This window comes from Dokdonella sp., assembly GCF_039926425.1.
In the GTDB taxonomy this organism is placed as follows: domain Bacteria; phylum Pseudomonadota; class Gammaproteobacteria; order Xanthomonadales; family Rhodanobacteraceae; genus Dokdonella_A.
This window is the reverse complement of the sequence record NZ_JBDSWZ010000034.1, coordinates 1-25,603: the sequence shown is the minus strand read 5'-3', so window position 1 is coordinate 25,603 and position 25,603 is coordinate 1. Positions and strand designations below refer to the sequence as shown.

At 63.8% G+C, this 25,603-nt stretch carries 21 protein-coding genes, 1 tRNA gene and 1 pseudogene; 13 read left to right on the top strand and 10 right to left on the bottom strand.

Annotation, left to right across the window (positions count from 1 at the left end; all coding sequences use genetic code 11):
• The first annotated feature begins 145 nt into the window (after positions 1-145).
• Positions 146-1,990: an EAL domain-containing protein gene (locus tag ABIV12_RS02070; RefSeq protein WP_348055722.1), complete on the top strand. Its 1,845-nt coding sequence runs from the start codon at positions 146-148 to the stop codon at positions 1,988-1,990.
• Positions 1,991-2,050: 60 nt separating this feature from the next.
• Here the strand turns inward: ABIV12_RS02070 and bfr are convergent, their stop codons facing one another.
• The 3 genes from bfr to ABIV12_RS02055 all read right to left on the bottom strand — a co-directional run bounded on the left by bfr (position 2,051) and on the right by ABIV12_RS02055 (position 3,481).
• On the bottom strand, positions 2,051-2,521 hold the full coding sequence (gene bfr / locus ABIV12_RS02065) for a bacterioferritin (RefSeq protein WP_348055720.1): 471 nt from the start codon (positions 2,519-2,521) through the stop codon (positions 2,051-2,053).
• Positions 2,522-2,671: 150 nt separating this feature from the next.
• Positions 2,672-2,875 carry a (2Fe-2S)-binding protein gene (locus ABIV12_RS02060; RefSeq protein WP_348055718.1) on the bottom strand — a complete coding sequence of 68 codons (204 nt, stop codon included), beginning with the start codon at positions 2,873-2,875 and terminating at the stop codon, positions 2,672-2,674.
• A gap of 75 nt (positions 2,876-2,950) precedes the next feature.
• The gene (locus ABIV12_RS02055) at positions 2,951-3,481 is read right to left on the bottom strand and encodes an RNA pyrophosphohydrolase (RefSeq protein ID WP_348055716.1); all 531 of its coding nucleotides are present in this window, start codon (positions 3,479-3,481) and stop codon (positions 2,951-2,953) included.
• Between the two features lie 153 nt (positions 3,482-3,634).
• On the opposite strand from ABIV12_RS02055, the gene ABIV12_RS02050 reads away from it, so the two are divergent.
• The 3 genes from ABIV12_RS02050 to ABIV12_RS02040 all read left to right on the top strand — a co-directional run bounded on the left by ABIV12_RS02050 (position 3,635) and on the right by ABIV12_RS02040 (position 6,073).
• A tRNA-Met gene (locus ABIV12_RS02050) sits at positions 3,635-3,711 on the top strand.
• 422 nt (positions 3,712-4,133) lie between these two features.
• Positions 4,134-5,519 (top strand): sodium:proton antiporter NhaD, encoded by a 1,386-nt coding sequence (nhaD, locus tag ABIV12_RS02045; protein ID WP_348055714.1) that lies wholly within the window; start codon positions 4,134-4,136, stop codon positions 5,517-5,519.
• Positions 5,520-5,719: 200 nt separating this feature from the next.
• Positions 5,720-6,073 (top strand): hypothetical protein, encoded by a 354-nt coding sequence (locus tag ABIV12_RS02040; RefSeq protein WP_348055712.1) that lies wholly within the window; start codon positions 5,720-5,722, stop codon positions 6,071-6,073.
• 52 nt (positions 6,074-6,125) lie between these two features.
• Here ABIV12_RS02040 and ABIV12_RS02035 read toward each other — a convergent pair whose 3' ends face one another.
• Complete coding sequence (locus ABIV12_RS02035; protein ID WP_348055710.1) at positions 6,126-6,338, bottom strand: hypothetical protein; 213 nt, start codon at positions 6,336-6,338, stop codon at positions 6,126-6,128.
• Positions 6,339-6,601: 263 nt separating this feature from the next.
• On the opposite strand from ABIV12_RS02035, the gene ABIV12_RS02030 reads away from it, so the two are divergent.
• The 3 genes and pseudogenes from ABIV12_RS02030 (at position 6,602) to ABIV12_RS02020 (ending at position 10,698) form a co-directional block, all read left to right on the top strand.
• The gene (locus tag ABIV12_RS02030) at positions 6,602-7,102 is read left to right on the top strand and encodes a DUF4142 domain-containing protein (protein WP_348055708.1); all 501 of its coding nucleotides are present in this window, start codon (positions 6,602-6,604) and stop codon (positions 7,100-7,102) included.
• A gap of 357 nt (positions 7,103-7,459) precedes the next feature.
• Positions 7,460-9,724 (top strand): annotated as a pseudogene (locus ABIV12_RS02025) (DEAD/DEAH box helicase); the annotation flags it as partial.
• Positions 9,725-9,792: 68 nt separating this feature from the next.
• Positions 9,793-10,698: a ribonuclease H-like domain-containing protein gene (locus tag ABIV12_RS02020; protein WP_348055706.1), complete on the top strand. Its 906-nt coding sequence runs from the start codon at positions 9,793-9,795 to the stop codon at positions 10,696-10,698.
• Here the strand turns inward: ABIV12_RS02020 and ABIV12_RS02015 are convergent.
• From ABIV12_RS02015 to ABIV12_RS01995, 5 genes are all read right to left on the bottom strand, one after another.
• The gene (locus ABIV12_RS02015; protein ID WP_348055704.1) at positions 10,650-11,477 is read right to left on the bottom strand and encodes a DUF4097 family beta strand repeat-containing protein; all 828 of its coding nucleotides are present in this window, start codon (positions 11,475-11,477) and stop codon (positions 10,650-10,652) included. The genes ABIV12_RS02020 and ABIV12_RS02015 overlap by 49 nt on opposite strands.
• A gap of 62 nt (positions 11,478-11,539) precedes the next feature.
• Positions 11,540-12,832 carry a thioredoxin family protein gene (locus tag ABIV12_RS02010; protein WP_348055702.1) on the bottom strand — a complete coding sequence of 431 codons (1,293 nt, stop codon included), beginning with the start codon at positions 12,830-12,832 and terminating at the stop codon, positions 11,540-11,542.
• Positions 12,829-14,973, bottom strand: coding sequence for a prolyl oligopeptidase family serine peptidase (locus tag ABIV12_RS02005; RefSeq protein ID WP_348055700.1), 2,145 nt, complete (start codon positions 14,971-14,973; stop codon positions 12,829-12,831). The genes ABIV12_RS02010 and ABIV12_RS02005 overlap by 4 nt, the downstream gene beginning before the upstream one ends.
• Positions 14,974-15,292: 319 nt before the next feature.
• On the bottom strand, positions 15,293-17,377 hold the full coding sequence (locus tag ABIV12_RS02000) for a sodium-translocating pyrophosphatase (protein ID WP_348055698.1): 2,085 nt from the start codon (positions 17,375-17,377) through the stop codon (positions 15,293-15,295).
• Positions 17,378-17,609: 232 nt separating this feature from the next.
• Complete coding sequence (locus ABIV12_RS01995; protein WP_348055696.1) at positions 17,610-18,872, bottom strand: 6-phosphofructokinase; 1,263 nt, start codon at positions 18,870-18,872, stop codon at positions 17,610-17,612.
• Between the two features lie 137 nt (positions 18,873-19,009).
• Here ABIV12_RS01995 and ABIV12_RS01990 point away from each other — a divergent pair, with 137 nt between their 5' ends.
• Genes ABIV12_RS01990 through ABIV12_RS01965 form a run of 6 tightly spaced genes read left to right on the top strand, consistent with a single transcriptional unit; the run spans position 19,010 to position 23,951 of the window.
• Positions 19,010-19,579 (top strand): adenylate kinase, encoded by a 570-nt coding sequence (locus ABIV12_RS01990; RefSeq protein WP_348055694.1) that lies wholly within the window; start codon positions 19,010-19,012, stop codon positions 19,577-19,579.
• 41 nt (positions 19,580-19,620) lie between these two features.
• Positions 19,621-20,205, top strand: a complete 585-nt coding sequence (locus ABIV12_RS01985) for a hypothetical protein (protein ID WP_348055692.1) — start codon at positions 19,621-19,623, stop codon at positions 20,203-20,205.
• A gap of 17 nt (positions 20,206-20,222) precedes the next feature.
• Positions 20,223-21,590, top strand: coding sequence for a UDP-N-acetylmuramate:L-alanyl-gamma-D-glutamyl-meso-diaminopimelate ligase (gene mpl, locus ABIV12_RS01980; protein WP_348055690.1), 1,368 nt, complete (start codon positions 20,223-20,225; stop codon positions 21,588-21,590).
• A 32-nt stretch (positions 21,591-21,622) separates the two neighbouring features.
• Positions 21,623-22,213, top strand: a complete 591-nt coding sequence (locus tag ABIV12_RS01975) for an LON peptidase substrate-binding domain-containing protein (protein ID WP_348055688.1) — start codon at positions 21,623-21,625, stop codon at positions 22,211-22,213.
• A 43-nt stretch (positions 22,214-22,256) separates the two neighbouring features.
• A complete protein-coding gene (locus tag ABIV12_RS01970) occupies positions 22,257-22,679 on the top strand; it encodes a VOC family protein (RefSeq protein WP_348055686.1) in 423 nt (140 codons plus the stop codon).
• A gap of 9 nt (positions 22,680-22,688) precedes the next feature.
• The gene (locus ABIV12_RS01965; RefSeq protein WP_348055684.1) at positions 22,689-23,951 is read left to right on the top strand and encodes an acetylornithine transaminase; all 1,263 of its coding nucleotides are present in this window, start codon (positions 22,689-22,691) and stop codon (positions 23,949-23,951) included.
• A 78-nt stretch (positions 23,952-24,029) separates the two neighbouring features.
• Here the strand turns inward: ABIV12_RS01965 and ABIV12_RS01960 are convergent, their stop codons facing one another.
• Positions 24,030-25,598: a bifunctional GNAT family N-acetyltransferase/carbon-nitrogen hydrolase family protein gene (locus ABIV12_RS01960; protein WP_348055724.1), complete on the bottom strand. Its 1,569-nt coding sequence runs from the start codon at positions 25,596-25,598 to the stop codon at positions 24,030-24,032.
• Positions 25,599-25,603 lie beyond the last annotated feature (5 nt).

Genomic DNA, 25,603 nt, shown 5'->3' with positions numbered 1-25,603 from the left:
ACACCGTTCGCCATTCGAGCCGTTGGCTGCGGCTTTTCAACGAAGTACCGGCGGTTCTGCTGATCGGCATCGTGATCCTCGTCGTGGTCAAGCCCTGACCGCCACTCAACCGCACACGGTATAGTCGATCGCAGGGGGAGAGCGAATGTCGGCGCAACAAATCGATGCGCAGGATCCGGGACGCGAGCAGCTGCTCATGCTGCAGTTGCCGCAGAGACTGGCGCGCCTGTGTCTGCGCGGAGCGCGACTCGGGCTGAGCGGATGGGACATCAACGCCCTCACTCTCCTCGCCGACGATGCGGCAATGATCGCGAATGCCACGCGTGCAAATGGCCCGACCGATCTGGCAGCGCAGCTCGACGCATTGCGCGAAACCGTGGCCTCGTTGCTTGAACCGGCACGTCTTCCCGACCAGTCCACCACTGTGCGCATCGAAAAACTGATCGATGCTCTCGCGCTCCATCAACAACAAGGATCGGACGAACATCCGGACGTCAGCGAGAATTCGCACGTCGCCATGGATACTGCCACCCACGAACGCGGTTTTCCGTTGCTGGAAACGCCACCCGAGAACCATTGGTCGCTGTTTTCCGCAGCATTGACTCCTGCCATCGAATCGCCCACCCAAGTTGCTTCGGCGATGTCGCCCGCCAGTGGATTCGCCCCGATTCCATCGTCGGCGACGCGCCCGCCGACATCGGCGTTCAGGGAGGCAGAGCTTGCCGGACTCGCCACCGTCGTTCCGTTGACCGCTGGTGCCGGACGAACCGCCGAACAAGTCATGCAGCGTTTGTCCGACTGTTTGGCGATGGATGATGCGCGCATCCGTGCCGGCGGCCTGCTGGTGCTGGTGCTGCAGGACGCGGACGCTCTGCGCCAAAAGACCGGAGCACAGGCCTGGCCGGAACTGACCGGGGCGATCGGGGATTTCTTGGTGGGCCATGTCGGTCGCAATGACTTGGTCGCGGATGCAGGTGACGGGATGTTTCTGCTGTTCAATCCCGATTGCGATCCCGGTCTACTCGAGCCTTATGCACTCAACCTGCGCGATCGCGTCGCGCGCGAGTCATTCGGCGCAGGCGAGCGCGTCGTGTTCGACATCGGCGTTTGCCCGTTCGTCGCCGGCGCATTGCACGTCGACGCAATGCGCGACGCGGCCATTGGCGCGATCGATGCGCAGCTTGCCGCAGGACGCCATGGTGTGTCGGTCGTGCGCAAAGTGGAAGTGGCGGTCGAAATCGGACTGCTCGAACGCATTCGCTTCGCACTCGAAACAACCGGGTTCCAGTTGTTGTTCCAGCCGATCGTGTCGCTGCGCGGTGAAGACGATGCGCAGTTTCAGGTGCTGCTGCGCATGCAGGGCGACGACCAACGCGTGCACACGGCGGCAGAAGTGATTCCCGAGGCGAAGCGAGCCGGGCTGATTCGCGCGATCGACCGCTGGGTGCTCTCCCATTGCGTGGAGCTTCTCGTCAAGCGTACGAAAGCGCAGCGCCTGCCGCGTCTGTTCATCAGTCAGTCGCTCGACAGCCTGTGCGATCCCGACCACGCGCTCTGGCTACGCGACCTGCTAGCCGAACACGGCATCCCAGGCGATGCCATTTCCGTCGAACTGCACGCGGACGATGCCGCCCGTGCCGTCGACGAAGTCCGGCGACACGTGTTGGCGCTGAAGGAGTTCGGGACGACCTTCACCGTCTCCGGGTTCGAAAGCGGCGTCGCTGGCGAGAGTCTGCTTCAGTCGCTGCCGGTGGACTACGTGAAGGTCTCGCCGCGCTATCTGCGGCTGACCGATGCCGCGGTGGCGGCCGAGCTGAAAACGCTCGTCGAACACCTGCAGGACATCGGCAAGCGCGTGATTGCGCCGCGCGTCGAGGATGCGCGCAGTACTGCGTCGCTGTGGGTGGCTGGCGTCGACTTCATCCAGGGCAACTTCGTGCAGCAGCCTGGCGCCGACCTCGCATTCGACTTCCAGGCCGGCGTGCTCTGAATCGGTTCCGCGCTTCGTCGACTGGCCGCGGAGCGACGACGCCTGACGCAGTACGCGCGATCAGCTGCCGATCTTGGTCTGCAGGTAAGGCACTTCGCCGAGGCGCGCGATCAGGCCGAGCTGCGTCTCGAGCCAGTCGATGTGCTCCTCTTCCGACGCGAGAATGTGCTCGAACAGTTCGCGCGTGACGAAGTCGCCGAGTTTCTCGGAATCGACGATGCCGGCCTTCAGATCGGGCACCGCGAGCATTTCCAGTTGCAGGTCGCACGCGAGCGCCTCTTTCGGCGACTCGCCGATCAGCAGCTTGCCAAGCGTCTGCAGGTTCGGCAGGCCATCGAGGAAAAGAATCCGCTCGATCAGCTTGTCGGCGTGCTTCATCTCGTCGATCGACTCGTTGTATTCGTGCTCCGCCAGTTCCTTGTAGCCCCAGTTGCGGTACATGCGCGCATGCAGGAAATACTGGTTGATCGCGGTGAGTTCGTTGTAGAGCGCCTTGTTGAGGTGCCCGATGATCGTTGCATTGCCCTTCATCGCGTGGCCTCCGGAATGATGTCGCGCGACGCGCATGTGCGCCACGCCTGTTTGCGGCGGACTATACCGTGCACGCAGGAAACGATGAGGAAACGACAATCGCACGCATTTGCGCGCGCAATGCCGGCACGAAAAAAACCGGCGGAAAAATCAGGCCGCGACAGACATCAGCGGCAGATCGAGCACCCGTCCCTGGACGGCGCTGTCAAGGATGTCACGGGCGAGGTCTTCACAACTGCCGCAACAGTCTCCGCAGCCGGTGCGCTGGCGAAGCTCCGCGAACGAGCGAACGCCATCGGACGCGGCATCGCGAATGGCCCGATCGGTAACAGCGTTGCAGATGCACACGTACATGGCGGAATCCGAGACTGGATGTCGCCATTCAAATGCAAATACGAATGATTGTCAACAACTTTCGCCGCGCCCAGTTCAGGTGCCCGTGGCAAGCTCCACAAGCCAGCGCTGCTCACGCAGTGAAATGCTGCAGCTTCCCTCAGCGAGGGTCACCAGATGGCGCAAGGCCTGCTCGTACACGCGTCGCTTGAAGTTGACCACGTGCGCCGCTGGATACCAGAACTCGACCCAGCGCCAGTGATCGAACTCTGGATGCTCGTTGCCATCGAGGCAGAACGCGGTTTCCTCGCCGACCATGCGCAGGAGAAACCACACCTGCTTCTGCCCGATGCAGATGGGCCGTTCGTGCCGGCGGATCAGCCGCGGCGGCAACCGGTAGCGGAGCCAGCCCGGCGTCGCACCAAGGACCTCCACATGATGTGGACGCAGGCCGGTTTCCTCCTCAAGCTCGCGATACATCGCCTCGATCGGCGTTTCGTCGCTGCGCATGCCGCCCTGCGGAAACTGCCAGCCATCGCGGCCGATGCGACGGGCCCAGAAGACGTGGCCTTGTTCGTTGAGCAGGATGATGCCGACATTCGGTCGGTAGCCATCGGGATCGATCACGGGGAAGGCCTTGAACTACCTTGATGCGCCTGATTCTTCCACAGCCCTTGCGCACGGGGCAAGGCAATCGGCCAGCGTCGGGGTTGACAGCACGCCCCGGGGAACTAGAATCGCTCGCCCCTCGCGCGTGCTTCGGCGAGGTTGCGCCCCGTTGGCTATGTAGCTCAGCTGGTTAGAGCACAGCACTCATAATGCTGGGGTCGGTGGTTCGAGTCCACCCATAGCCACCACTAATCCGTGTCAAGACACCTCGGCAAGGCCGAAGACCCAGCGATAGCGAGGGTTTCCGCCCTTCACCGCGAGCGTGATCCTGCTTGCAGTCATGCGCTTTTGCTTTTGGCCACTTCCTTGCGTGTGCGGACACGTTGATCACTCACCGATGATTCGTGCGTTGGCGCTGCTGCTTTCGTTGGACGCGGCGCTCAGCGGCGCATGCCGAGTTGGCTCACTGGCGATTCACCCACCAAGCACGTCCGTGACGTAGAACGGACAGCGCCGTCCGCGTGAGTCCGACGCGTTTTCGCGCTGTCGTATCATGGGAGCTCGGTCGGCTCGCATTCGTCCGCCAACCCTCTGCTTGAGTGCGACGCTCCAGCCGGAACCTTTGTATTCGCCGGCAGCGACCCGGTGCCTGCCGCAGGAGCACGACACCATGTTGCGAATCACATCCGGATTCATTGCGCTGATGCTCTTCGCCAGCGATGTGGACGCGAAAGAGATGGCTGCTGCGCCGTTCGATCTGGTTGCCCACCCGATCGGGTGGATCGCGTTGGGGCTGTTCGTGCTGGCCTACGCAGCTGTGGTCCTTGAAGACCGGATCCACATCGCCAAGTCGAAGCCGGTGATGCTGGCCGCCGCGCTGATGTGGGGCCTGCTGGCGTGGTGGACTGCAGTTCCCGGCAGCGAGGTGTCCGTTGTCCGCGAAGCGTTCGAAGAGATGTTCCTCGAATATTCGGAAGTCTTTTTCTTCCTGGTTGTGGCGATGACCTATGTCACCGCAATGGGCGAGCGCGGCATCTTCGATGCGCTGCGCACGGAGTTGGTGAAGCGCCAGTTCAGCTACCGCCAGTTGTTCTGGATCACCGGAACGATGGCATTCTTCCTGTCTCCCGTCCTCGACAACCTGACGACCGCGCTGGTGATGTCGGCGGTGATCCTCGCGGTGTGTTCCGGCAACCCGCGATTCGTCACGCTCAGTTTCGTCAACCTGGTGGTGGCCGCAAATGCAGGTGGCGCATGGAGCGCCTTCGGCGACATCACCACATTGATGGTCTGGCAGGCGCACAAGGTCGAATTTCTCGAATTTTTCGCGATCTTCGTTCCATCTCTGGTGAACTGGCTGGTGCCGGCGCTGGTGATGTCCTTCACGATTCCAGCTGGACGACCGCATCCCGCCGCCAACGATTTGCGCATCAAGCCCGGTGGCATCGGCATCTGCGTGTCGTTCGGGCTGACGATTCTGATGACCGTCGTGGGCCGCCAGTGGCTGGGCATGCCGGCGGTCTACGGCATGTTGACCGGTCTCGCGCTACTCAACTTCGTCGCCAGCCGAATCGATTGGCAGCAACGCCGCTACGCGCTCGCCAACAAGCAGGAAGGCGAGCATGGCTACTCCATTTTCAAGATCATCGCGAATGCCGAGTGGGACACGCTGCTGTTCTTCTACGGTGTGTTTGCCTGCGTCGGCGCGCTAGCCGCGATCGGTTACCTTGAAATCGCATCTCGCTGGCTGTACGGCGGATTCGGGTTCACCGCAGGGAATACCGCACTCGGCGTGCTCTCCGCGGTCGTCGACAACATTCCGATCATGTTTGCGGTGCTCAAGATGAATCCCGCGATGGACCACAGCCAGTGGCTGTTGATCACCCTGACCGCTGGCGTCGGCGGAAGCCTGCTGTCGATCGGTTCGGCCGCTGGCGTTGCGCTGATGGGCGCGTCGCGCGGTCTCTACACGTTTACCGCGCATTTGCGCTGGACGCTGGTGATTGCACTGGGCTATGTCGCCAGCATTCTCGTGCACCTGTGGTTGACGTCGTAGCAGCGTGTCCGAGACGGACCCACACCGTTGCGGATCGGTTCCTTCGCCGACCGCAACGGAAGATGAATGGGCGGTGTTGGGTGGTTCGACGCGTTCACAGGGCGCGAATTGACGGACGCCTATTCTGTCGACTCGCGCGGTGATCGCGTCGGCTACTGATACCGTCGATACTTCTTCTTCCCGTCAATCGGAGCAAGCCCATGAATCTGATTCGTCCCCTCCTTCTTTGCGCCATCGTTGTTTCTGCATCCGGTTGCGCGACAGGCACTTATGTGCGCGGCCAATCAACGATCAGCGGCGACGGCAGCAACTCTGACGCCGCATGGACGTCGTTCGACTCCGACAACGATGGCTATCTCTCGATCGATGAACTTGAACGCCAGCACGCAGTAGGCCTTTTGCGCGATCTGCCTGTGGCGGATGCAAGTGGCGACGGGAAAGTCTCGCGCGCGGAATGGAATGCGTGGTGGCCGATGATGACCCACTCACCTCGCGCGCCACGCATGGCAGCGATGAATGAAAGTGCGGCACCGACAGGCTGGCGCTCCCGCTGATGTCTCGTCGCGAACCGCTGGAGTGCGTCGAAGCACTCCAGCGGCACGCGTGCTAACGCGGCTGGGATGCGACGATGTCGGCCGCACGGTTGCGGATATCTCGGAGCACCTGCAACACGTACGGCGACCCGGTCTTGAATGTGTCGAGCTCAAGCTTGGCCCATCGATTCGTATACGCGGCGCGCTCCGGATGCGACGCGAACATGCGCGCAACCAGCTCGATCATTGCTGACATCTCCTCACGCAGGATCGTGTCGTCTTTCATTGCAATTCCGGGGATTATGGATAGCGCGCTCGACGCACGTCATCCGTCCTTTATATCACCGCCGTCAAGCAGTCCGGTGTGGCCACCGGAGTCCGCCGTCGTCCGCAATTGAAGCGACTGACGCGGACGTTCGCACATGACCCGCGTCGTTCTCGCTCGCCCGCTCCTTGCCTGAACACTTGCTCGCCATCTGCCGTCGTCCTGCGCGCGAATTCAGCGTTGCAGGTATGTCATGGGGTTCCTGTTGATTGAGAGGATCCACCATGAAATCGCAAATCGCACTTGCAACAGCGCTCGCCATTGCGTGCACTGCGCACGTCCATGCGAAGGACGCAACGATGGACCAGAGCTTCGTCACCAAGGCATCGCAGGGCGGCGCCGCCGAAGTCGCCCTCGGAAAGGTTGCGGCCACCCAGGGAACAATGGAGGACGTCAAGTCGTTTGCAAAGCACATGGTGGACGATCACGGCAAAGCCAACGATGCCCTGAAGAGCGCTGCTTCTGCCGGTGGATTCACGGTCGCGTCCGGCCCATCCGTGCAGCAGAAAGCCGATGCTGCGAAGCTGACGTCGATGCAGGGAAAGGCGTTCGACCAGGCGTACGCGACGGCCATGGTGAAGGATCACAGCGAGACGATTGCTCTCTTCGAGAAAGAGATCAAATCCGGCCAAGACGCGAAACTGAAGGCGTTTGCCGAAGAAACGCTGCCGACACTGAAAGAACACGCGAAGATGGCTGCTGAAATGAAGGCAGCCACGAAATAAATCGTTGCACTCGAAGTGTTTCCAAAGGGAGGCCAAACGGTCTCCCTTTTTTTTGTGATCGGTTCATGTGACTCCCGCGCACGGATCGACGCCTGCCGATCTTCTCGATGAGACGTTTGCCGACGAAGGGACGACGATCGCTGCATCCGATCGGATGCATCGCGCGTCTTCATGATCCACCTGCGCGACAGATCGGAGCATTGACGTTGTAGCGAGGAATGAGCGCGTCGTCGACGGAGTCTCACATGCTGAGAACGTCAGCCGCTAAAAGGCGCTCTTCCATTTCAAGGTGCCGCCATGTCGCTTTCCCTGGAAAAAGAACCTTCCCGACCGCTGGTGGCGTCGCCGGTGGAGCACCTGGTCGAGCGCTGGGCTCGCAAGTACGGCGATCGGATCACCGGCTATTTCCGGCGTCCCGCGCAGCCGGCATCGTATGCGGAATTTCCGCCCGAGCTATCGGAGGACCTGCGCGACGCGCTCGAACGTCGCGGCGTCACGTCGCTCTACTCGCACCAGCGGGAAGCCTGGGATCACGTGCTTGCCGGGGAGCATGTCGTTGTCGTCACGCCGACCGCTTCGGGCAAGACGCTCTGCTACAACCTGCCAGTGATCGAGGCGGTGAGATCCGCGCGTGCGAAAGCGTTGTATCTGTTTCCAACCAAGGCGCTCGCGCAGGACCAGGTCGCCGAGTTGCTCGAACTCAACCGCGCCGGCGATCTCGGCCTTCGCACCTACACGTTCGACGGCGACACGCCGAGCGATGCGCGCCAGGCCATTCGCGTCAAAGGCGACATCGTCGTCAGCAATCCCGACATGCTGCACCAGGCGATTCTTCCTCATCACACGAAGTGGGCGCAGTTCTTCGAGTCGCTCAGATACGTGGTGATCGACGAGGTGCACACCTATCGTGGCGTGTTCGGATCGCACGTTGCCAACGTGATCCGACGGTTGCGGCGCGTGTGCGCGTTCTATGGCGTGTCGCCCACTTTCATCCTGTGTTCGGCAACCATCGGAAATCCGAAGGAACATGCAGAGGCGCTGCTCGGTGAACCGGTGCACGCGATCACGCGCAGCGGCGCGCCGTGCGGCGAGCGCCATGTGTTGTTGTGGAATCCGCCGGTGATCAATCCGGATCTGGGCATGCGGGCATCGGCGCGATCGCAGTCGATGCGACTTGCGCGCCACGCGATACGATCGAAAATGAAGACGATCGTGTTCGCGCAGTCGCGTCTGATGGTCGAGGTGCTCACGAAATATCTGAAGGATGTGTTCGACCACGATCCGCGCAAGCCCGCGCGCATCCGCGCCTATCGCGGCGGTTATCTCCCGACTGAGCGGCGCGAGACCGAACGCGCGCTGCGCGCCGGACACATCGACGGCGTCGTCAGTACATCGGCGCTCGAACTCGGCGTCGACATCGGCGCGCTCGATGTCGCGATCCTCAACGGATTTCCCGGTTCGATCGCGGCGACCTGGCAACGTCTCGGTCGCGCCGGTCGTCGCCAGCAGCCCTCGCTCGGCGTGATGATCGCGTCGAGCCAGGCGCTTGACCAGTACATTGTTCGCCATCCGGAATTCTTCGAATCCGCGCCGCCGGAACACGCGCGCATCGCACCGGACCAGTTGCTGATCCTGCTCGACCACATCCGCTGCGCGGCATTCGAATTGCCGTTCGCATCCGGCGACCGCTTCGGCGAAAACGCCGTCGACGATTTCCTCGAAGTGCTGGCGGAATCGGGCGTGCTGCATCACGAGGGGCAACGCTGGGACTGGATCGCCGACAGCTATCCCGCCGGCGCGGTGAGCCTGCGCTCGGTTGCCGACGGCAACTTCGTTGTCGTCGACCGCAGCAATGGTCGGCAGGTGATCATCGCGGAAGTCGACTACAGCAGTGCAGCGCTGACGTTGTATGAAGGCGCGATCTACATGGTGCAGTCGAAGCCGTACCAGGTGGAAAAACTGGACTGGGAAGGCCGCAAGGCTTTCGTCACGCCGACGACGGCCGACTACTACACCGACGCCATCGACTTCACGCGCCTCAAGGTGCTCGACCGATTCGATGGCTCCAATGCGGGCGACGGCACCTGCCATCACGGTGAAGTGCATGTCGTGCGGCACGTGTCGGGCTACAAGAAGATCCGCTTCTACAGTCACGAGAACATTGGCTACGGTCCTGTGAATCTGCCAGACCAGGAACTCCATACGACCGCCTTGTGGTGGCAGCTGACCCAGGCATCGCTGGAACAGGCGTTTGCAAGTCGCCAGGAAGCGCTTGATGGATTTCTCGGCGCCGCCTATGCGCTGCGCACGGTGGCATCGGTTCGCGTGATGGCCGACGGCCGCGATTTGCAGAAAGCAGTCGGGTCTGGCGATGCGGCGTGGTTCGCGACGCGCGACCCGCAAGGCCGCGGCCAGTGGCGCGACGCCGGCGGCGCTCCGCGCGATCCGGACAGCGTCGCCCAGTTCCTGCCCACCCTGTATCTCTACGACAATTTTCCTGGCGGCATCGGGATGTCCGAGCCGTTGTTCGGCCACGCCGCACTGCTGGTGCAACAGGCGATCGACCTGGTGCAGGCGTGCGAATGCTCCGGCGGCTGTCCTGCGTGTGTCGGTCCAGTGCTCAACAATGACGATCCACACGTCTCGACGCAGCGCGAACGCGCGGCGACTGTACTGGGTCTGCTCGGCGCATGAGCGAGATCGCCGAGCGCTTGCGCAGACTCCGCCTCGATGCGGGAATTCGCAGTGAACCGGCGGCGAGCGGTGTTGCCGCGCCTGATCGGCTCGATCACTTGCGAGGGCTGCTACGTCGACGGGATCGCACCTTTGCGCGCGCACTGACGCCGCCGAAGGGCGTCGAAATTGCCGCCGGCGTGTACCTCGTCGAAGAAGTGTTCGCATTCGATGCGGAGCCGACGATCCTTGTGCCGCGTATTGCGGACGTCCCGATCGATCGCCGGCGCCTGTTCTGTTTCGACACCGAAACGACCGGCCTCGCCGGCGGCGTCGGAACACGCGCGTTCATGATCGGCGTCGCGGCGTGGAACGCGAACGTGCTGACCATTCGCCAGTTGTACCTCACCACGATCGCGGGCGAGACCGCGATGCTGCACACATTCGCGACGTGGCTCCGTGAAGACACGATCCTCGTCAGCTACAACGGCAAGAGTTACGACGCGCCGCTGCTGAAGGGACGCCTGCGACTCAATCGTGTCGCGCACCGCCTGGCCGACCTGCCGCACATCGACTGGCTGCATCCGACCCGTCGCGCGTACCGCGAAACATTGCCCAACTGTCGGCTCGCAACGATCGAGCGCGAAGTTCTTTCCATCGTCCGCGACGACGACTTGCCGGGAGCACAAGCTCCGGCCGCATGGCTGGCGTTTTTACGCGGACAATCCAGCGTCAATCTCGCGCGCGTGCTCGACCACAACCGCCAGGACGTGATCACGCTGATGCGTCTGGGCGATCACCTCGCTAAGATCGGCGCTCTCGTCGCGAGGCCGCGCACCGCGGCCCGACGAAAGCGCTCCGAACCCGACCCTGCTCAGTCGTCGTTGTCGTGCGGCACCGAGACGGTCCCGCGCACGTCGTGATGCCGCACGTCGCCCGAACCACGCGAGCGCAGCGTGAAGTTTCCACCGATCGCATCGACACTGACATCGCCTGACCCGATCGATCCGATCGTCACGTCGCGGTCGACACTGTTGATCGTCACGTCGCCGGAACCGACCGCGCCAACGTCGACGTTTCCACCGATGTGACTGAATTGCAGATCGCCCGAGCCGCCACGCCCGACCTTCACGTCACCCTTGACGTCGCGCAGGCCCATGTCGCCTGACGACGTGCGGCGGATCTCGACGCTGCCGATGTCGTCGGCGATCACGTCGCCCGAACTGACCTCGATCGTCAGCGGCCCGGCAACGTGACGGACGCGCAAGTCACCCGAGCTTGCATCGAACGCGAGCGACGCAACACCGCTGACCTCGGCGTCGGACGAACTTCCGTTGATCTCGATCGCCAGGTTTTCCGGCACGCGCACGCGCAGGTCGATGTAGGCGTAGCTGGACCCGAACCAGCTCCAGTTCGAACCGCGATCGGAATGTGGCGTGACGGACAGCCGATCACCCGCGCGCTGCTGGTCGACGGTGAGGCCGGCGATCCATGATTCGTCGGACGCACAGGCCTTGGCGCGGACCTCGATCCGGGCGAGACCGGGCACGCCTTCCACGGTGATGTCGCTTGAACCCAGTGCGAACGCAAGGGTCGCGAGCCCCGCGCTGTCGACGTCGAAATCGCGTTGCGCGGTGAAGCGGCATTCGTTCGCAAATGCGAACACAGGGACGAGCAAGGCAAGCAGGAGAACGCGGCGCATGGGAATCACTCCAGGTTGGACCACCGATACGATGCGGGCTCAAGCGCCAGGGTTTAAACCGCTCAGGTCCCGAGCGTCTTGCGCAGCTTTGCCACCTGCTCAGGGAACCACTGACCCGTCTGCTCCAGCACGTCTGAAACCACTTTCTCGGCATCGGCCTGGCGCTTGAGTGCCTTCAACGCCAGCACGCGCTGGGTGGCGACAGCGAGCCTGTTTTCGCCGTAAGACTTTTCCGCGGCCGCCTCGAGCAGCGGCAACGCCCTGGCCGGCTGCCCGCGTTCGAGCAGGCTCCTGCCGAACCGGTACGGGTACACGTAGTCGTCCGGATACGCGGCGATCAATCGCGGATACAGCGCATCGAGCTCGGCTGTCCGTTTGGCGCGGACGAGGTAGACACGCAGGTTGTCGGCCGCGTTGCGATCCTTCGTCAGATTGCCGCCCAGCTGGACTCGCACCGCGTCGATGGCCCGATCCAGCACCGCCTTCTCGGCCACCGCGTCACCGAGCGCGGAATCGACGTCGGCGGTGGCGACGACCGCGCTGCGCTGGTCGGCGCAAGCAGGCTTCGCAACGAAGAAGTCGTGATCGAGCATCGTGTCGAGCGCGGCCCGTTGGCGCTTCAGCAACGCGGATCGCGCCGCTGGCGTTTGCTTGTCGCTCGCCTCCAGCAAGCGGTCGACGATGTACGGGCGGTCGCAGCCGATGTCGCCGGCCAGTACCTTCTGCGCAGCGGCGATGCTGCCCGCATTGTCGTCGGCGTGCACGGCGCGCGCGAGTTCCAGACGCGCGAGCCACAACGATACGTGGCTCTGGCGCGCAGCCGATTGGCGCGTCGACGGCGGCAGCGTCGCATACCACGCAAGTCCTGCGCTGCCATCGTCTCGCGCCGAATAGGCGCCGAGCACCGTCGCGACGGAGTCGATCGATCCAGCCTCGGCTTTCGATTTGAAGCCATCGAGCGTGCTCGCGCCGTCGATGATCTTCGCGATCGCCGGATAGAACACCTCGCGCGTCTGCTCGGCGAGAATCGTGCCGAGTTCGGCACCGTTCTCATCGAGCACGACATAGGCAGGCAACGCCTTCACGTCGAGCTTCTTCATCCAGGCCGCGCCATCCGGCGAGTCGGCGTCGATCGGCGCGATGATCACCTTCGCATTCAGCGCGGTCCATTCCTTGCCGTTCAACACGTGCGTTTCCATGAAATAGCACGAGTAGCACCACGGGGCACTGAAATCGAGCAGTACCGGCGTGTGCGCTTTCGCGGCCTGCGCGATCGCTGCATCGACCGTCGTCGGAGCGGCGGCGTGAAGCGTTCCGCTGCTCAGAATTGCGCACATCAGTGCGATCGTTCTCATGGTGTCGCCTTGGTCGCCAGTTGATCCCACAGGAAGGTGTAGGCCAGAGCATGCAGGAACGCCGATTGCTGGTTGTTCGCCGCCGCACCGTGGCCGCCTTCGGTGTTCTCATAGAACCACGCGTTGGCGTAGCCCATGTCCTGCATCTTCGCCGCCATCTTGCGCGCCTGCACCGGTCCGACGCGATCGTCGCTGGTCGCGGTGTAGAACAGGATCGGTGGGTAGTCCTTGCCCTTCTCGACATTGTGATACGGCGAAAACGTCCGGATGAACGCCCATTCGTCAGGCTTGTCCGGATCGCCATACTCGGCGATCCACGATGCACCGGCCGACAGATGCGTGTAGCGCTTCATGTCGAGCAGCGGCACTTCGCACACGAGTGCGCCGAAGAGTTCCGGATACAGCGTCAGCATGTTGCCGATCAGCAGCCCGCCGTTGCTGCCGCCTTCGGCCCCGAGTCGCGCGCGCGAGGTGACGCCGCGCTTGACCAGATCGCGCGCGACCGCGGCGAAATCCTCGTACGCGCGCAGCCGGTTCGCCTTGAGCGCCGCCTGATGCCAGCGCGGCCCGAACTCGCCGCCGCCGCGGATGTTCGCAACGACATACACGCCGCCGCGTTCGAGCCAGCTGCGCCCGACACTGCCGCTGTAATGCGGTTGCTCCGATACCTCGAAGCCGCCGTACCCGTACAGCAACGTCGGATGCGAACCGTCGAGCTTCAGGCCTTTCGGCGCAATCTCGAAATACGGAATGCGCGTGCCGTCCTTCGACACCGCGAAATACTGGTGAACCTCGTTCTTCGATGCATCGAAAAACGCCGGCGCGCGCTTGATCGGCGAGGCGTCGCCGCTCCCAAGCGTTCCGTAATACAGCGTGTCCGGCGCGAGGTAGCCGGTGACGTTGAGGAAATAGGTGTCGTCGTGGTCCGCATCGATGCCGCCGGCCGACACGGTACTCAACGGCGGCGCGCCGGGAAGCGGCGCCCGCTTCCACGCGCCATCGCCGGGGGTCAGGATTTCCTGGCGGCTGGCGACGTTGTCGAGCAGGTTGAGGATCAGGTGATGGCGCGTCCACGAGTAGTCGGACAGCGACGTGGTGTCGCCAGGCGCAAACAACACGGACATCGGGGACATGTTTGCGCCGTCTTTTGCGCCGACGAACGCGTCGAACCTGGTCGCCAGCAGCGAGCCGGACGGATACGTCGTGGCACCGACCTTCCACGCGGTGCGCGGCTGGATCAACAGCCATTCGCGATGCGCATCGACGATGGCGTCGAGTGGCACGTCGATCTTCACCAGCGTGCCGCTCTCGCGCCGCAGGAAGGTTTCACTGGTGAAGAAATCGATCGTCCGGGTGACGAAATCGCGCTCGAATCCCGGCGTTGGATCGTGCTGTGCGCTGATCGCGAGATCGTCGGCGGTGCCTTCGTAGACGACCGTCGCCGACGACAGCGGCGTGCCGCGCTTCCATTCCTTCACGATGCGTGGATAGCTCGACTTCGTCATTGAGCCAGGACCGAAATCCGTCGCGACATAGAGACGATCCCGATCGATCCACGCGACCTGCGATTTCGCTTCCGGCAGCGTGAATCCGTCTTTGACGAACGTCTTGGCTTGCAGGTCGAACTCGCGCACGACAGTGGCATCGCCACCACCCGGTGACAACGACAACAGGCACAGGCGCTCATCGGGTTTCAGGCATTGCGCCCCGTGCCACACCCATGGCTGCTTCTCGGTCACTCCGAGCGCATCGAGATCGAGCACGGTCTCCCATGCGGGATGCTCCTTGCGGTAGTCAACGAGCGTCGTCCGTCGCCACAGTCCGCGCGGATGTGTCTCGTCCTTCCAGAAGTTGTAGTAGAGGTCGCCGATCTTTCGAACGCCGGGAATGCGCTCCTTCGAGTCGAGCACTTCGAGGATGCGTTTGCGCGTCGTCTCGAACGCAGGAGCATCGGCAAACGCGGCCTTCGTTTTTGCGTTGCGTCCGGCCACCCATTCGAGCGGCTTGGCGCCGTGGATGTCTTCCAGCCATGCGAACGCATCACCGTCGGAAGACGATGCCGAGCCGACTGGAGCGTCGGCGGCAGGAGTGGTACCGGCCAACACGATGCCGGCGGCGAACAGGACGTTGGGCAGAATCATCGGGCACTCCGGCTGACATGGCGAACGCGTTCTATCGCAGAGCGCGCCGCAAATGTCCACCGCGCGACGGCAGCATCGCCTCGCAATCGGCCCCGTCGGATTCAACTCTTGCAGCCTTGCGCAGGTGCGCTTCCTTGGCGCATTCGAAGTGCCGGAGCGAATTCCGATGGGGTGCTGCGGCCGCCGCTTCCAATTCGATTTTTCCGCACTGATGTCACGCAACACGCATCGCGGCGTGACCAGAAAAAAGCCCCGCACTTGGCGGGGCTTTTCGTATTACACGAGCATCGCGGCTGAAGCCGCTCCTACGCGTGCTGCATTACAGCAGCGGCACCAGCAGCAGCGCGACGATGTTGATGATCTTGATCAGCGGATTGACCGCGGGACCTGCGGTGTCCTTGTACGGGTCGCCGACCGTGTCTCCGGTGACCGCGGCCTTGTGCGCTTCCGAGCCCTTGCCGCCGAAGTTGTCGTCTTCGATGTACTTCTTCGCGTTGTCCCATGCGCCACCACCGGTGGTCATCGAGATCGCGACGAAAAGGCCGGTGACGATGGTGCCGATGAGCACGCCGCCAAGCGTCTGTGCGCCGGCGAGCGGCCCACCGATCCAGCGGAAGATGACGACCACGAGGATCGGCACCACCACCGGCAGCAGCGACGGGATCATCATTTCCTTGATCGCCGACTTGGTCAGCAGGTCGACCGCGCGCGAATAATCCGGCTTGGCCGTGCCTTCCATGATGCCCTTGATCTCGCGGAACTGGCGGCGCACTTCCTCGACCACCGCACCGGCTGCGCGACCGACCGCTTCCATCGCCATCGCACCGAACAGGTACGGAATCAGTCCGCCGATCAGCAGGCCGATGATCACGTAGTGATTGGACAGATCGAAGGTGTAGATCTGCTCGGGCAGGCCGGTCAGAGCTGCCTTCGCTTTGGCGGCGTCCTGCAACTTGTGCGTGTAGTCGGCGAACAGCACCAGCGCGGCGAGTCCGGCCGAACCGATTGCGTAGCCCTTGGTGACGGCCTTGGTGGTATTGCCCACCGCGTCGAGCGGATCGGTGACCGCGCGGACTACCGGCGGCAGCTCCGCCATCTCGGCGATGCCGCCCGCGTTGTCGGTGATCGGGCCGTACGCATCGAGCGCGACGATCATGCCGGTCATGCTCAGCATCGCCGTTGCTGCGATCGCGATGCCGTACAGACCGGCAAGGTGATAGGCGCCCCAGATCGCGGCGCAGACCGTCAGCACCGGCCAGGCCGTCGACTTCATCGAGATGCCGAGGCCGGCGATGATGTTGGTGCCGTGCCCGGTGGTGGATGCCTTCGCGATGTGACGCACCGGCGCATATTCCGTCGCGGTGTAGTACTCGGTGATCACGACCATCAAGCCGGTGAGCACCAGTCCGATGATCGTGCAGCCGAAGATGTTCATCACGCCGTAGGAGCTGTCGGCCATCAGTTCGCGCGTGACCGGGTAGAACGCGATCAGAGCAAGCACCGCCGAAACGATCACGCCCTTGTACAGCGCGTTCATGATCTTGCCGCCGGGGCTGACCTTGACGAAGAACGTGCCGATGATCGACGCAACGATCGACACGCCGCCGAGGACGAGCGGATAAAGGACCGCGTTCGCGCCGGCCTGAGCAACCATCACGCCGCCGAGGAGCATCGTCGCGATCAGCGTCACCGCGTAGGTTTCAAACAGGTCGGCCGCCATGCCGGCGCAATCGCCGACGTTGTCGCCGACGTTGTCCGCGATGACCGCCGGGTTGCGCGGATCGTCTTCCGGTATTCCGGCTTCGACCTTGCCGACCAGATCCGCACCGACGTCCGCACCCTTGGTGAAGATGCCGCCGCCGAGGCGCGCAAAGATCGAGATCAGCGACGAACCAAACGCGAGTCCGATCAGCGAATGCAGCGCCTGGTCCTGGGTCTGGCCGAGGTGGTGTGTCAGCACGATGAAATAACCGGCAACGCCGAGCAGCGCGAGCCCGACCACCAGCATGCCGGTGATCGCGCCACCGCGGAACGCGACCGCGAGCGCCGCTGGAATGCCGCTGCGCGCGGCTTCCGCAGTGCGCACGTTGGCACGCACCGAGATGTTCATGCCGATGTAGCCGGTCAGGCCTGAGAGGATCGCGCCGACCGCGAAGCCGATCGCGGTGAGCCAGTCGAGGGCGAATCCGACCGCGACGAACAACACGGCGCCGACCACACCGATCGTGCCGTACTGGCGGTTGAGATACGCCCGCGCGCCTTCCTGGATGGCGGCGGCAATTTCCTGCATGCGCGCATTGCCCGCCGGCTTGGCCAGGATCCAGCGGATCGACCACACGCCATAAACGATCGCAAGCCCCGCACAAATCAACGCAATCAATAAACCGTGGTCATGAAACAGCATCGAACCCTCCCTTCAGATACCAGGACTTGGAGATAAAACAGCGGGACACGCGAGAAGCCGACCCCGAGTATAGCCACGGCGTCGCGCAGCGCGCATTGTTGCGTCGCAGCATAAGGCTGCGGCGGGCATTCGCGGGACGCGCCTATCACGCTGGCGGGCAGCACGATCGCTCCCGCTCTCTGCATGCGGTCGGCGCCGCTGCGCCACGCGGCGCCGGGCCACCCGAGTCGTGTCAGCGGTCGTCGATCGTGTAAGCCGGCAGCGTGCGGGAGACCGATCGGTTTTCAAGGCGCACGTAGATGGGTAACCCGTCGCGACCATACGGCGGCGGATCCTCGCCACGGATCAGCGGTTCGAGGTAGCGGCGCGCCGCCGCAGTGATGCCGTAGCCGTCCTTCGTGATGAACGACTTCGGCAGTTTCTTCTCGTGGTTCGCCACTTTCGACAGGGGCGCTGGTTCGATCTTCCAGCGATACGGCGTGTCCGAGGTGCGCACGATCACCGGCATCACCGCATTCCTGCCCGCCATCGCGTACTCCACTGCCGCCTTGCCCACGGCGTAGGCCTGCAGCACGTCCGTCTTCGAGGCCAGATGCCGCGCCGAACGCTGCAGGTAATCCGGCAGCGCCCAGTGATACTTGTACCCGAGCTTCGCTTTGACGCGTTCGGCGAGAAACGGTGCGACGCCACCGAGCTGGGTGTGGCCGAATGCATCGCGTGTGCCCGCTTCGGCAAGGAACTGCCCCGCCTTGTTCCTGATGCCTTCCGAGGCGACAACCGTGCAGTAGCCGACCTTTTCGACGCAGGCCTTCACGCGCTGCAGGAACTGCGCTTCGTCAAACGGAATTTCCGGAAACAGGATCAGGTGCGGCGGCTCGCCGGCCTTGCGCGCCGCCATTCCGCTCGCGGCGGCGATCCAGCCCGCATGACGTCCCATCACCTCGACGATGAACACCTTGGTGGACGACTCGCACATCGATTCGACGTCAAGGCTCGCTTCGGCGACCGACACGGCAATGTATTTCGCGACCGAACCGAAGCCCGGGCAGGTGTCGGTCACCGCAAGGTCGTTGTCGACCGTCTTCGGCACACCGATCACGTTGATGGGATAGCCGAGTTCCTGTCCGATCTGCGAGATCTTCAGTGCCGTGTCGGCGGAATCATTGCCGCCGTTGTAGAGGAACCAGCGGATGTCGTGCGCGCGAAACACGGCAATCAGGCGCTCGTATTCGGCGCGGTTGTGCTCCAGCGAGCGCAGCTTGTAGCGGCACGAGCCAAATGCGCCACCCGGGGTGTGGCGCAATGCCGCAATGGCGCTGCGCGTCTCCTTCGTCGTGTCGATCAGGTCTTCACGCAATGCGCCAAGGATGCCGTTGCGGGCGGCGAGCACCGGGACACGGGCGGCGCGCGCGGTTTCGATGACCGCCGCCGCGGTGGCGTTGATCACGGCGGTGACACCGCCCGATTGCGCGTACAACAAACGACCACGGCCCATGCGAACTCCTTGCCTGTCGCGGTTTGACACTGTTCTGGCCAGCCGCTAGCGTTACCGCATTGTAGGTGGCACCGTCCGCGGATGCCGACTTTTTCCCTTTTCGCGAATGCCGCGCCATCGAGCGCCATCGGAGCACCATGCGACTTGTTCTACTCGGCGCGCCCGGCTCGGGCAAGGGCACGCAAGCGGAACTGCTGAAAGGCGAACTGGGCATTCCGCACGTATCGACGGGTGACCTGTTGCGCGCCGCGGTGAAAGCCGGAACTCCGCTCGGCATCGAGGCGAAAGCCGTGATGGATGCCGGCCAGCTGGTGTCCGACGCCATCGTCCTCGGCATGCTGGAAGACCGGCTGGCGCATGCTGACGCAACCAAAGGTTTCATTCTCGACGGGTATCCGCGCAACGTTGCGCAATGCGAAGCACTCGAAACCCTGCTTGCTCGCATCGGGCAGCCGCTCGAGGTCGCGATCAAGCTGGACGTTCCGAGTGAACTCATCGTCGACCGCATCGCCGGTCGCGCCGCCGCGCAGGGACGCAAGGACGACACGCCCGAAACAGTACGCGAACGGCTGAGGGTGTATGCCGAACAGACCGAACCGGTGGCGCGCCATTTCGCGCAGATCGGCAAGCTGAAGGTCGTCGACGGCGTCGGCGATCTTGCCGAGGTGTCGCAGCGCATCCTCGGCGCGTTGCCCCAAAGCGCCTGAATCCGTCCGTCTGAAGGAGCGCAGCGACCGATGTCGATGGCATGCCGCAGGTGTGCGTGATGAGTTCGGTGCCGCCGTCCATCGCCGGACCCGTGAGCCTCACGCTCGATCTGTCCCGCTTGCGTGGCGATCCACAGGATTTCCCCTACGCGCCCGCATTGCTCGGTTCGCTGTTCGTTGCCAGCATCGCGCTCGACTTGGTGATTGGCCAGGCGCTCGGCCAGGGCGACAACGCGCTTGCGCATTCACTGATGTCCGGCACTCTCGTGCTGGCCCTGTGCTGGATCGCCTTGCGCGTTCGCGGGCTTGGCGCCCGTTACGTGCAGACCGCGAGCGCGCTCGTCGCATGCTCGCTGCTGATGTCACTGGTGCAGCTTCCGTTGGCGCTGCTGTTCGTTGCGCCGGATGCGGGCGATTCCGCGGCGACGCAACCGTCGGTCGCGCCGAGTGCGCTGCAGGTGCTCGTGAGCATCGGTTTTCTCGCAACGCTCGGCTGGCAGATGGTCGTGTACGCCTACATCATGCGCCATGCGATGCAGGCGACCTTTGCGTTCGCACTCACACTCGTCGTCACCTGGGTGGTCGCGAGCATCGCAATCGAACAGATCCTGTTCGCCGCAGCCTGATTCGGGAATCGTTCGACATGCGACTGCACATCCTTGGCATCTGCGGCACATTCATGGGCGGCATCGCCGCACTCGCGCGCGAACTCGGCCACACCGTGGAAGGGTCGGACACGAACGTGTATCCGCCGATGAGCACCCAACTCGAACAGCTGGGAATCGTTCTGAAGCAGGGGTTCAAGGCCGGGCACCTGCACCCGGCACCCGACCTCGTCATCGTCGGCAATGCGCTCTCGCGCGGGAATCCGGCGATCGAGCACATGCTCGATGCGCAACTGCGCTACGTCTCCGGTCCGCAATGGCTGGGTGAAACCCTGCTCGCGGACCGCCGCGTGCTGGCCGTCGCCGGCACCCATGGCAAGACCACGACGACGTCCCTTCTCGCCTGGATCCTCGAGTCGCAGGGAGTTGCGCCCGGATTCCTGGTGGGTGGCGTGCCCGCGAATTTCGGCGTGTCGGCGCGCATCGGTCAGAGCCGGGACTTTGTGATCGAGGCGGACGAATACGACACCGCGTTCTTCGACAAGCGCTCGAAGTTCGTTCACTACCGACCGACGATCGCGATTCTCAACAACCTCGAGTACGACCATGCGGACATCTTTCCCGATGTCGCCGCGATCCAGCGCCAGTTCCATCATCTGGTGCGCACCGTTCCGGGCAGCGGGCGGCTGATCGTCAACGCCGAGGACGCGCGTCTCGCCGAGGTGCTCGCAATGGGCTGCTGGACACCGGTCGACACGTTCGGTATCGATGCCGGCGACTGGCGCGCACGATTGACGTCGCCGGATGGTTCGACGTTCATCGTGGCGCACGACGGACGCGACATCGGTGACGTCCGCTGGTCGCTCAGCGGGCGCCACAACGTGATGAATGCGCTCGCCGCACTCGCCGCCGCGCACGCGGCCGGTGTCGACGTCGCACTCGCGCTGCCGGCGCTCGCGACGTTCCGCAACGTCGCGCGGCGCATGGAACTGATCGGCGAACATCGCGGCGTGCGCGTCTATGACGATTTTGCCCATCATCCGACCGCGATCGCGACCACGCTTCAGGGATTGCGCGCGCGGGTCGGCACTGCACGGATTCTGGTCGGCGTGGAACCGCGCTCCAACTCGATGCGCATGGGCTCGCACGCGGACGAACTCGCGCCGTCCCTTCGGGATGCCGATACGGTGGCCTTCCTCAAACGAGCCGAGCTTCCGTGGGACGCGACGCGCATCGTCGATGCCTTGTCGGGTCGGGGTCGCACGGTCGCGAGCGTCGACGAACTCGTCGCCGGACTGGTTGCCGAGGCGCGTGCCGGCGACCATGTGGTGTTCATGTCGAACGGCGGTTTCGAGAACGCGCCACGGCGATTCTTCGACGCGCTGCGCGAACAACCCGAGGCCTGATCTGCGCGCCTGCGCACTGCCGGATGTCCACGATGCCGCTGACCGACCTGCCGTTGTTCCCGCTTTCGAACGTGCTGTTTCCCGGCGCGCTGCTGAACCTGCGCATCTTCGAGCAGCGTTACATCGATCTGGTGCGCGAGTGCTCGCGCAGCGGATCCGGATTCGGCGTCTGCCTGATCCTCGACGGTCGCGAAGCGGGCGAACCGGCGCTGCCGGCCGCCGTCGGCACGGTTGCCCGGATCACCGATTTCTGCACCCTTTCCGATGGTCTCCTCGGGATCACCGCGGAGGGCGGCGAACGCTTCCAGATGGCGTCGACGTGGATCCGCGACAACGGCCTGATACACGGCGACGTGCGCCTGTGGCCACACGAAGCGGAGGTCGCGGTTCCACCGGAACACGGCCTGCTGGCGACGATCCTCGAACGGTTGCTGGAGCAGATCGGCGGCGCGTTCGCGCAGGTCGATCGGGCGCGTTTCGACGATGCGAGCTGGGTCGGGTTCCGTCTCGGCGAATTGTTGCCGCTCGAACAGACCGAGAAGCAGCATTTGTTGCAGATCACCGATCCGCTGCGACGTCTTGAGCAACTGCAGCACTATCTGCCGCGGTTCCAGCGCCCCTGACGTACACAGTTGCAACCTTCACCCGTGCCAAGGAGATCCTTCGATGAAATATCTGCACACGATGATCCGCGTACGCGACCCGGAAGCGAGTCTGCGCTTTTTCTGCGACGGACTCGGCCTGCGCGAAGTGCGTCGCAATGAGAATACCGCGGGTAAATTCACGCTGATCTTTCTCGCTGCGACGGAATCCCCGGACGCGGAGATCGAACTGACGTGGAACTGGGGCTCCACCGAGGATTACGGCAGCGCGCGCAACTTCGGCCACCTCGCCTTCCGCGTCGACGACATCTACGCAACCTGTGCACGGCTGCACGCCATGGGCGTCATCATCAACCGACCCCCACGCGACGGCCACATGGCGTTCGTGCGATCGCCCGATCTCGTTTCGATCGAGCTGTTGCAGAAAGGCGATGCGCTGGGTGTCGCCGAGCCGTGGGCGTCGATGCCCAACACCGGCGTCTGGTAGGGCGTGGGCGTGACCGAACGGGAAGCATCGACGAGCGACCTGATCGACCTGGGTCGGAATTACTGGCTGCCGGTGTACAAGCCACGCGACATCGTGCTCGCACGCGGTGCGGGTTCGCGCGTGTGGGATCGCGACGGGCGCGACTATGTGGACTTCGGCGCCGGCATCGCCGTCAACGCGCTTGGCCACTGCGATCCCGATCTCCTCGCTGCCCTCGAAGAGCAGGCGCGCAAACTCTGGCACACCAGCAACGTGTTCTACAGTGAGCCGCCGCTGCGGCTGGCCGAAGAACTGGTCGCCGCCGCACCATTCGCCGACCGCGTGTTCCTGTGCAACTCCGGCACCGAGGCGAACGAAGCGGCGATCAAGCTGGTTCGCCGCTGGGCGGCGGCGCAGGGGCGTCCACCCGAGCGACGCGTGATCATCAGCTTCAGCGGATCATTCCACGGACGCACGCTCGCTGCCGTCACCGCCACCGCACAGCCGAAATACCACGAGGGCTACGAGCCGTTGCCCGCGGGCTTCCGCTACTGCGCATTCAACGACGTGGCCGCGCTCGCCGACGCATTCGCTGCCGGCGACGTTGCGGCGGTGCTGGTCGAACCTGTGCAGGGCGAAGGCGGCGTGATGCCCGCGGCCGCGGGCTTCCTGCGCGAGGTGCGCGCGCTGTGCGATCGCCATGACGCGCTGCTGGTGCTCGATGAGATCCAGTGCGGCATGGGACGTACCGGCACGCTGTTCGCGCACGTGCAGGATGACGTCGTCCCCGACATCGTGACGCTTGCCAAGGCTCTCGGCGGCGGCTTTCCGATCGGCGCGATGCTGGCCGGCCCGAAGGTCGCGCAGGTGATGCAGTTCGGTGCGCACGGCAGCACGTTTGGCGGCAATCCCCTCGCTGCCGCGGTGGCGCGCGTCGCGCTGCGGAAACTGTCCTCGCCTGCCGTGCTCGACAACGTGCGACGTCAGTCGCAGGCGCTGCGCGCGGAGCTGAATGCAATCAACGCGGAGTTCAACGTGTTCGAGCAGGTGCGCGGACGCGGCCTGATGATCGGCGCGGTGCTCGCAGATCGATACAGGGGCAAGGCCGGCGAGATCCTCGACCACGCGGCAGCGCGCGGCCTGCTTCTGCTGCAGGCAGGACCCGACGTGCTGCGCTTCGTTCCTCCGCTGACGATCGGCGACGACGACGTTGCCGAAGGGCTCGTTCGCTTGCGCGCGGCAATCGGCGATTTCATCAGCCAACAGGACATCAAGACGCGGCCCGGCGCTTAGAGCGCCGGTCGCAAACGACGCGTCCGGCCTACGACATCCGGTTTGTCGATCGTCCTGTTCGCACGAAAGAACGGATCATCACGATGTCTCGCGACCGAGCCAGCGCACCTGATAGAGATCGTGACGGCGATCCTTCACGTTCTGCACCGTGCCGCTGTTGCGTGCGCGGGCGAGATCCTCCACACGCAGGTCCGCCCACAACACCATTTCGGTGTTCGGCGTCGAATCGGCGGCAATGCCATCGCGCGCGAACGGGAAATCGCACGGCGTCAGGATGCAGCTCTGCGCATACTGGATGTCGAAATTGTTGACGCCCGGAAGATTGCCGACGTTGCCGGAAAGAACGACATAGCACTGGTTCTCGACTGCGCGCGCCTGGCAGCAGTAGCGCACGCGTAAATAGCTCTGGCGCTCGTCGGTGCAGAACGGCACGAACAGCATCAGCGCGCCCTGGTCGATCAGGTGGCGGGCGAGTTCCGGAAATTCCGAGTCGTAGCAGATCAGCACGCCGATCGGACCGCAGTCGGTCTGGATCGCCTGCGCGGAGCTGCCGCCCTTGATGCCCCACCATGTGCGTTCGTTGGGCGTCGGATGGATCTTCTGCTGCTGATGCACCGAGCCGTCACGCAGGCAGACGTAGCAGATGTTGCGCATCGTGCCGTCGTCGATCAGTGTCGGATGCGAGCCGCCGATGATGTTGATGTTGTAGCGCACCGCCAGATCGCTGAAGAGCGCCTTCACGCGATCGGTGTATTCGGTGATCCGGCGGATCGCCTCCACCGACGGCAGCGGGGCATTCTCGATCGACAGCAATTGCAGCGTGATCATTTCCGGAAACACCACGAAGTCCGATTCGTAGCCCGCAGCGACCTCGACGAAATACTCGATCTGCGTCGCGAACTCCTCGAACCGCGTGATGCGTCGTTGCTGGTACTGGATCGTCGCGATGCGCACCCGGTCGGGCACGCGCGATGGATTGCGCGGCGTCGGTGTCAACGGCTGGTCGTGGCGATCCGGATTGCGCCACACCAGGTGCGCGGCGTATCCCATCGATTCGCGGTCGCCGGGTGCGTAGCGCGGCAGCACACCGATCAGTTCGAATCCGTTGCGCAGCTGGAAGCTCATCGTCGCGTCGCGCACGCGCCCTTCGCGGACTGCCTGCACGTAGGCGTCGACCGATCCGAACGATTTGACGCGCTTCTCGAGGCCGGGCAGCCGACCCCCGAACACGATGCCGCGCAGTTTCAGCTTCTGACAGAGCTTCTTGCGCGCCGCATAAAGACGACGACCGATGCGCAGGCCGCGAAACGCCTCGTCGACGCAGACATCCATTCCGTACAGCCAGTCCCCTTCCGGGTCATGGCGCGACGCGAAGCCGCCGCCGCTGATTTCCTGCCAGCTGTGCGCGCGCATCGCGCTCGCTTCGTCGATGCGGAACGTCGCGCAGAAACCGACGACGCGCCCTTCGTATTCGGCGACGAACTGGCCTTCGGGAAAGCGTGCCTGCTGGCCGCGCAACATGTCGGCGGAATGTCCCCATTCGTCGCCGTAGGTGCGCGCTGTCAGTGCAAACAAAGCGGGAATGTCGTCCGCCCTTGCCTGGCGCACCAGCAACTTCGCGTTCTGCTCGTGTGCCTTGTCGGCCATTGCGC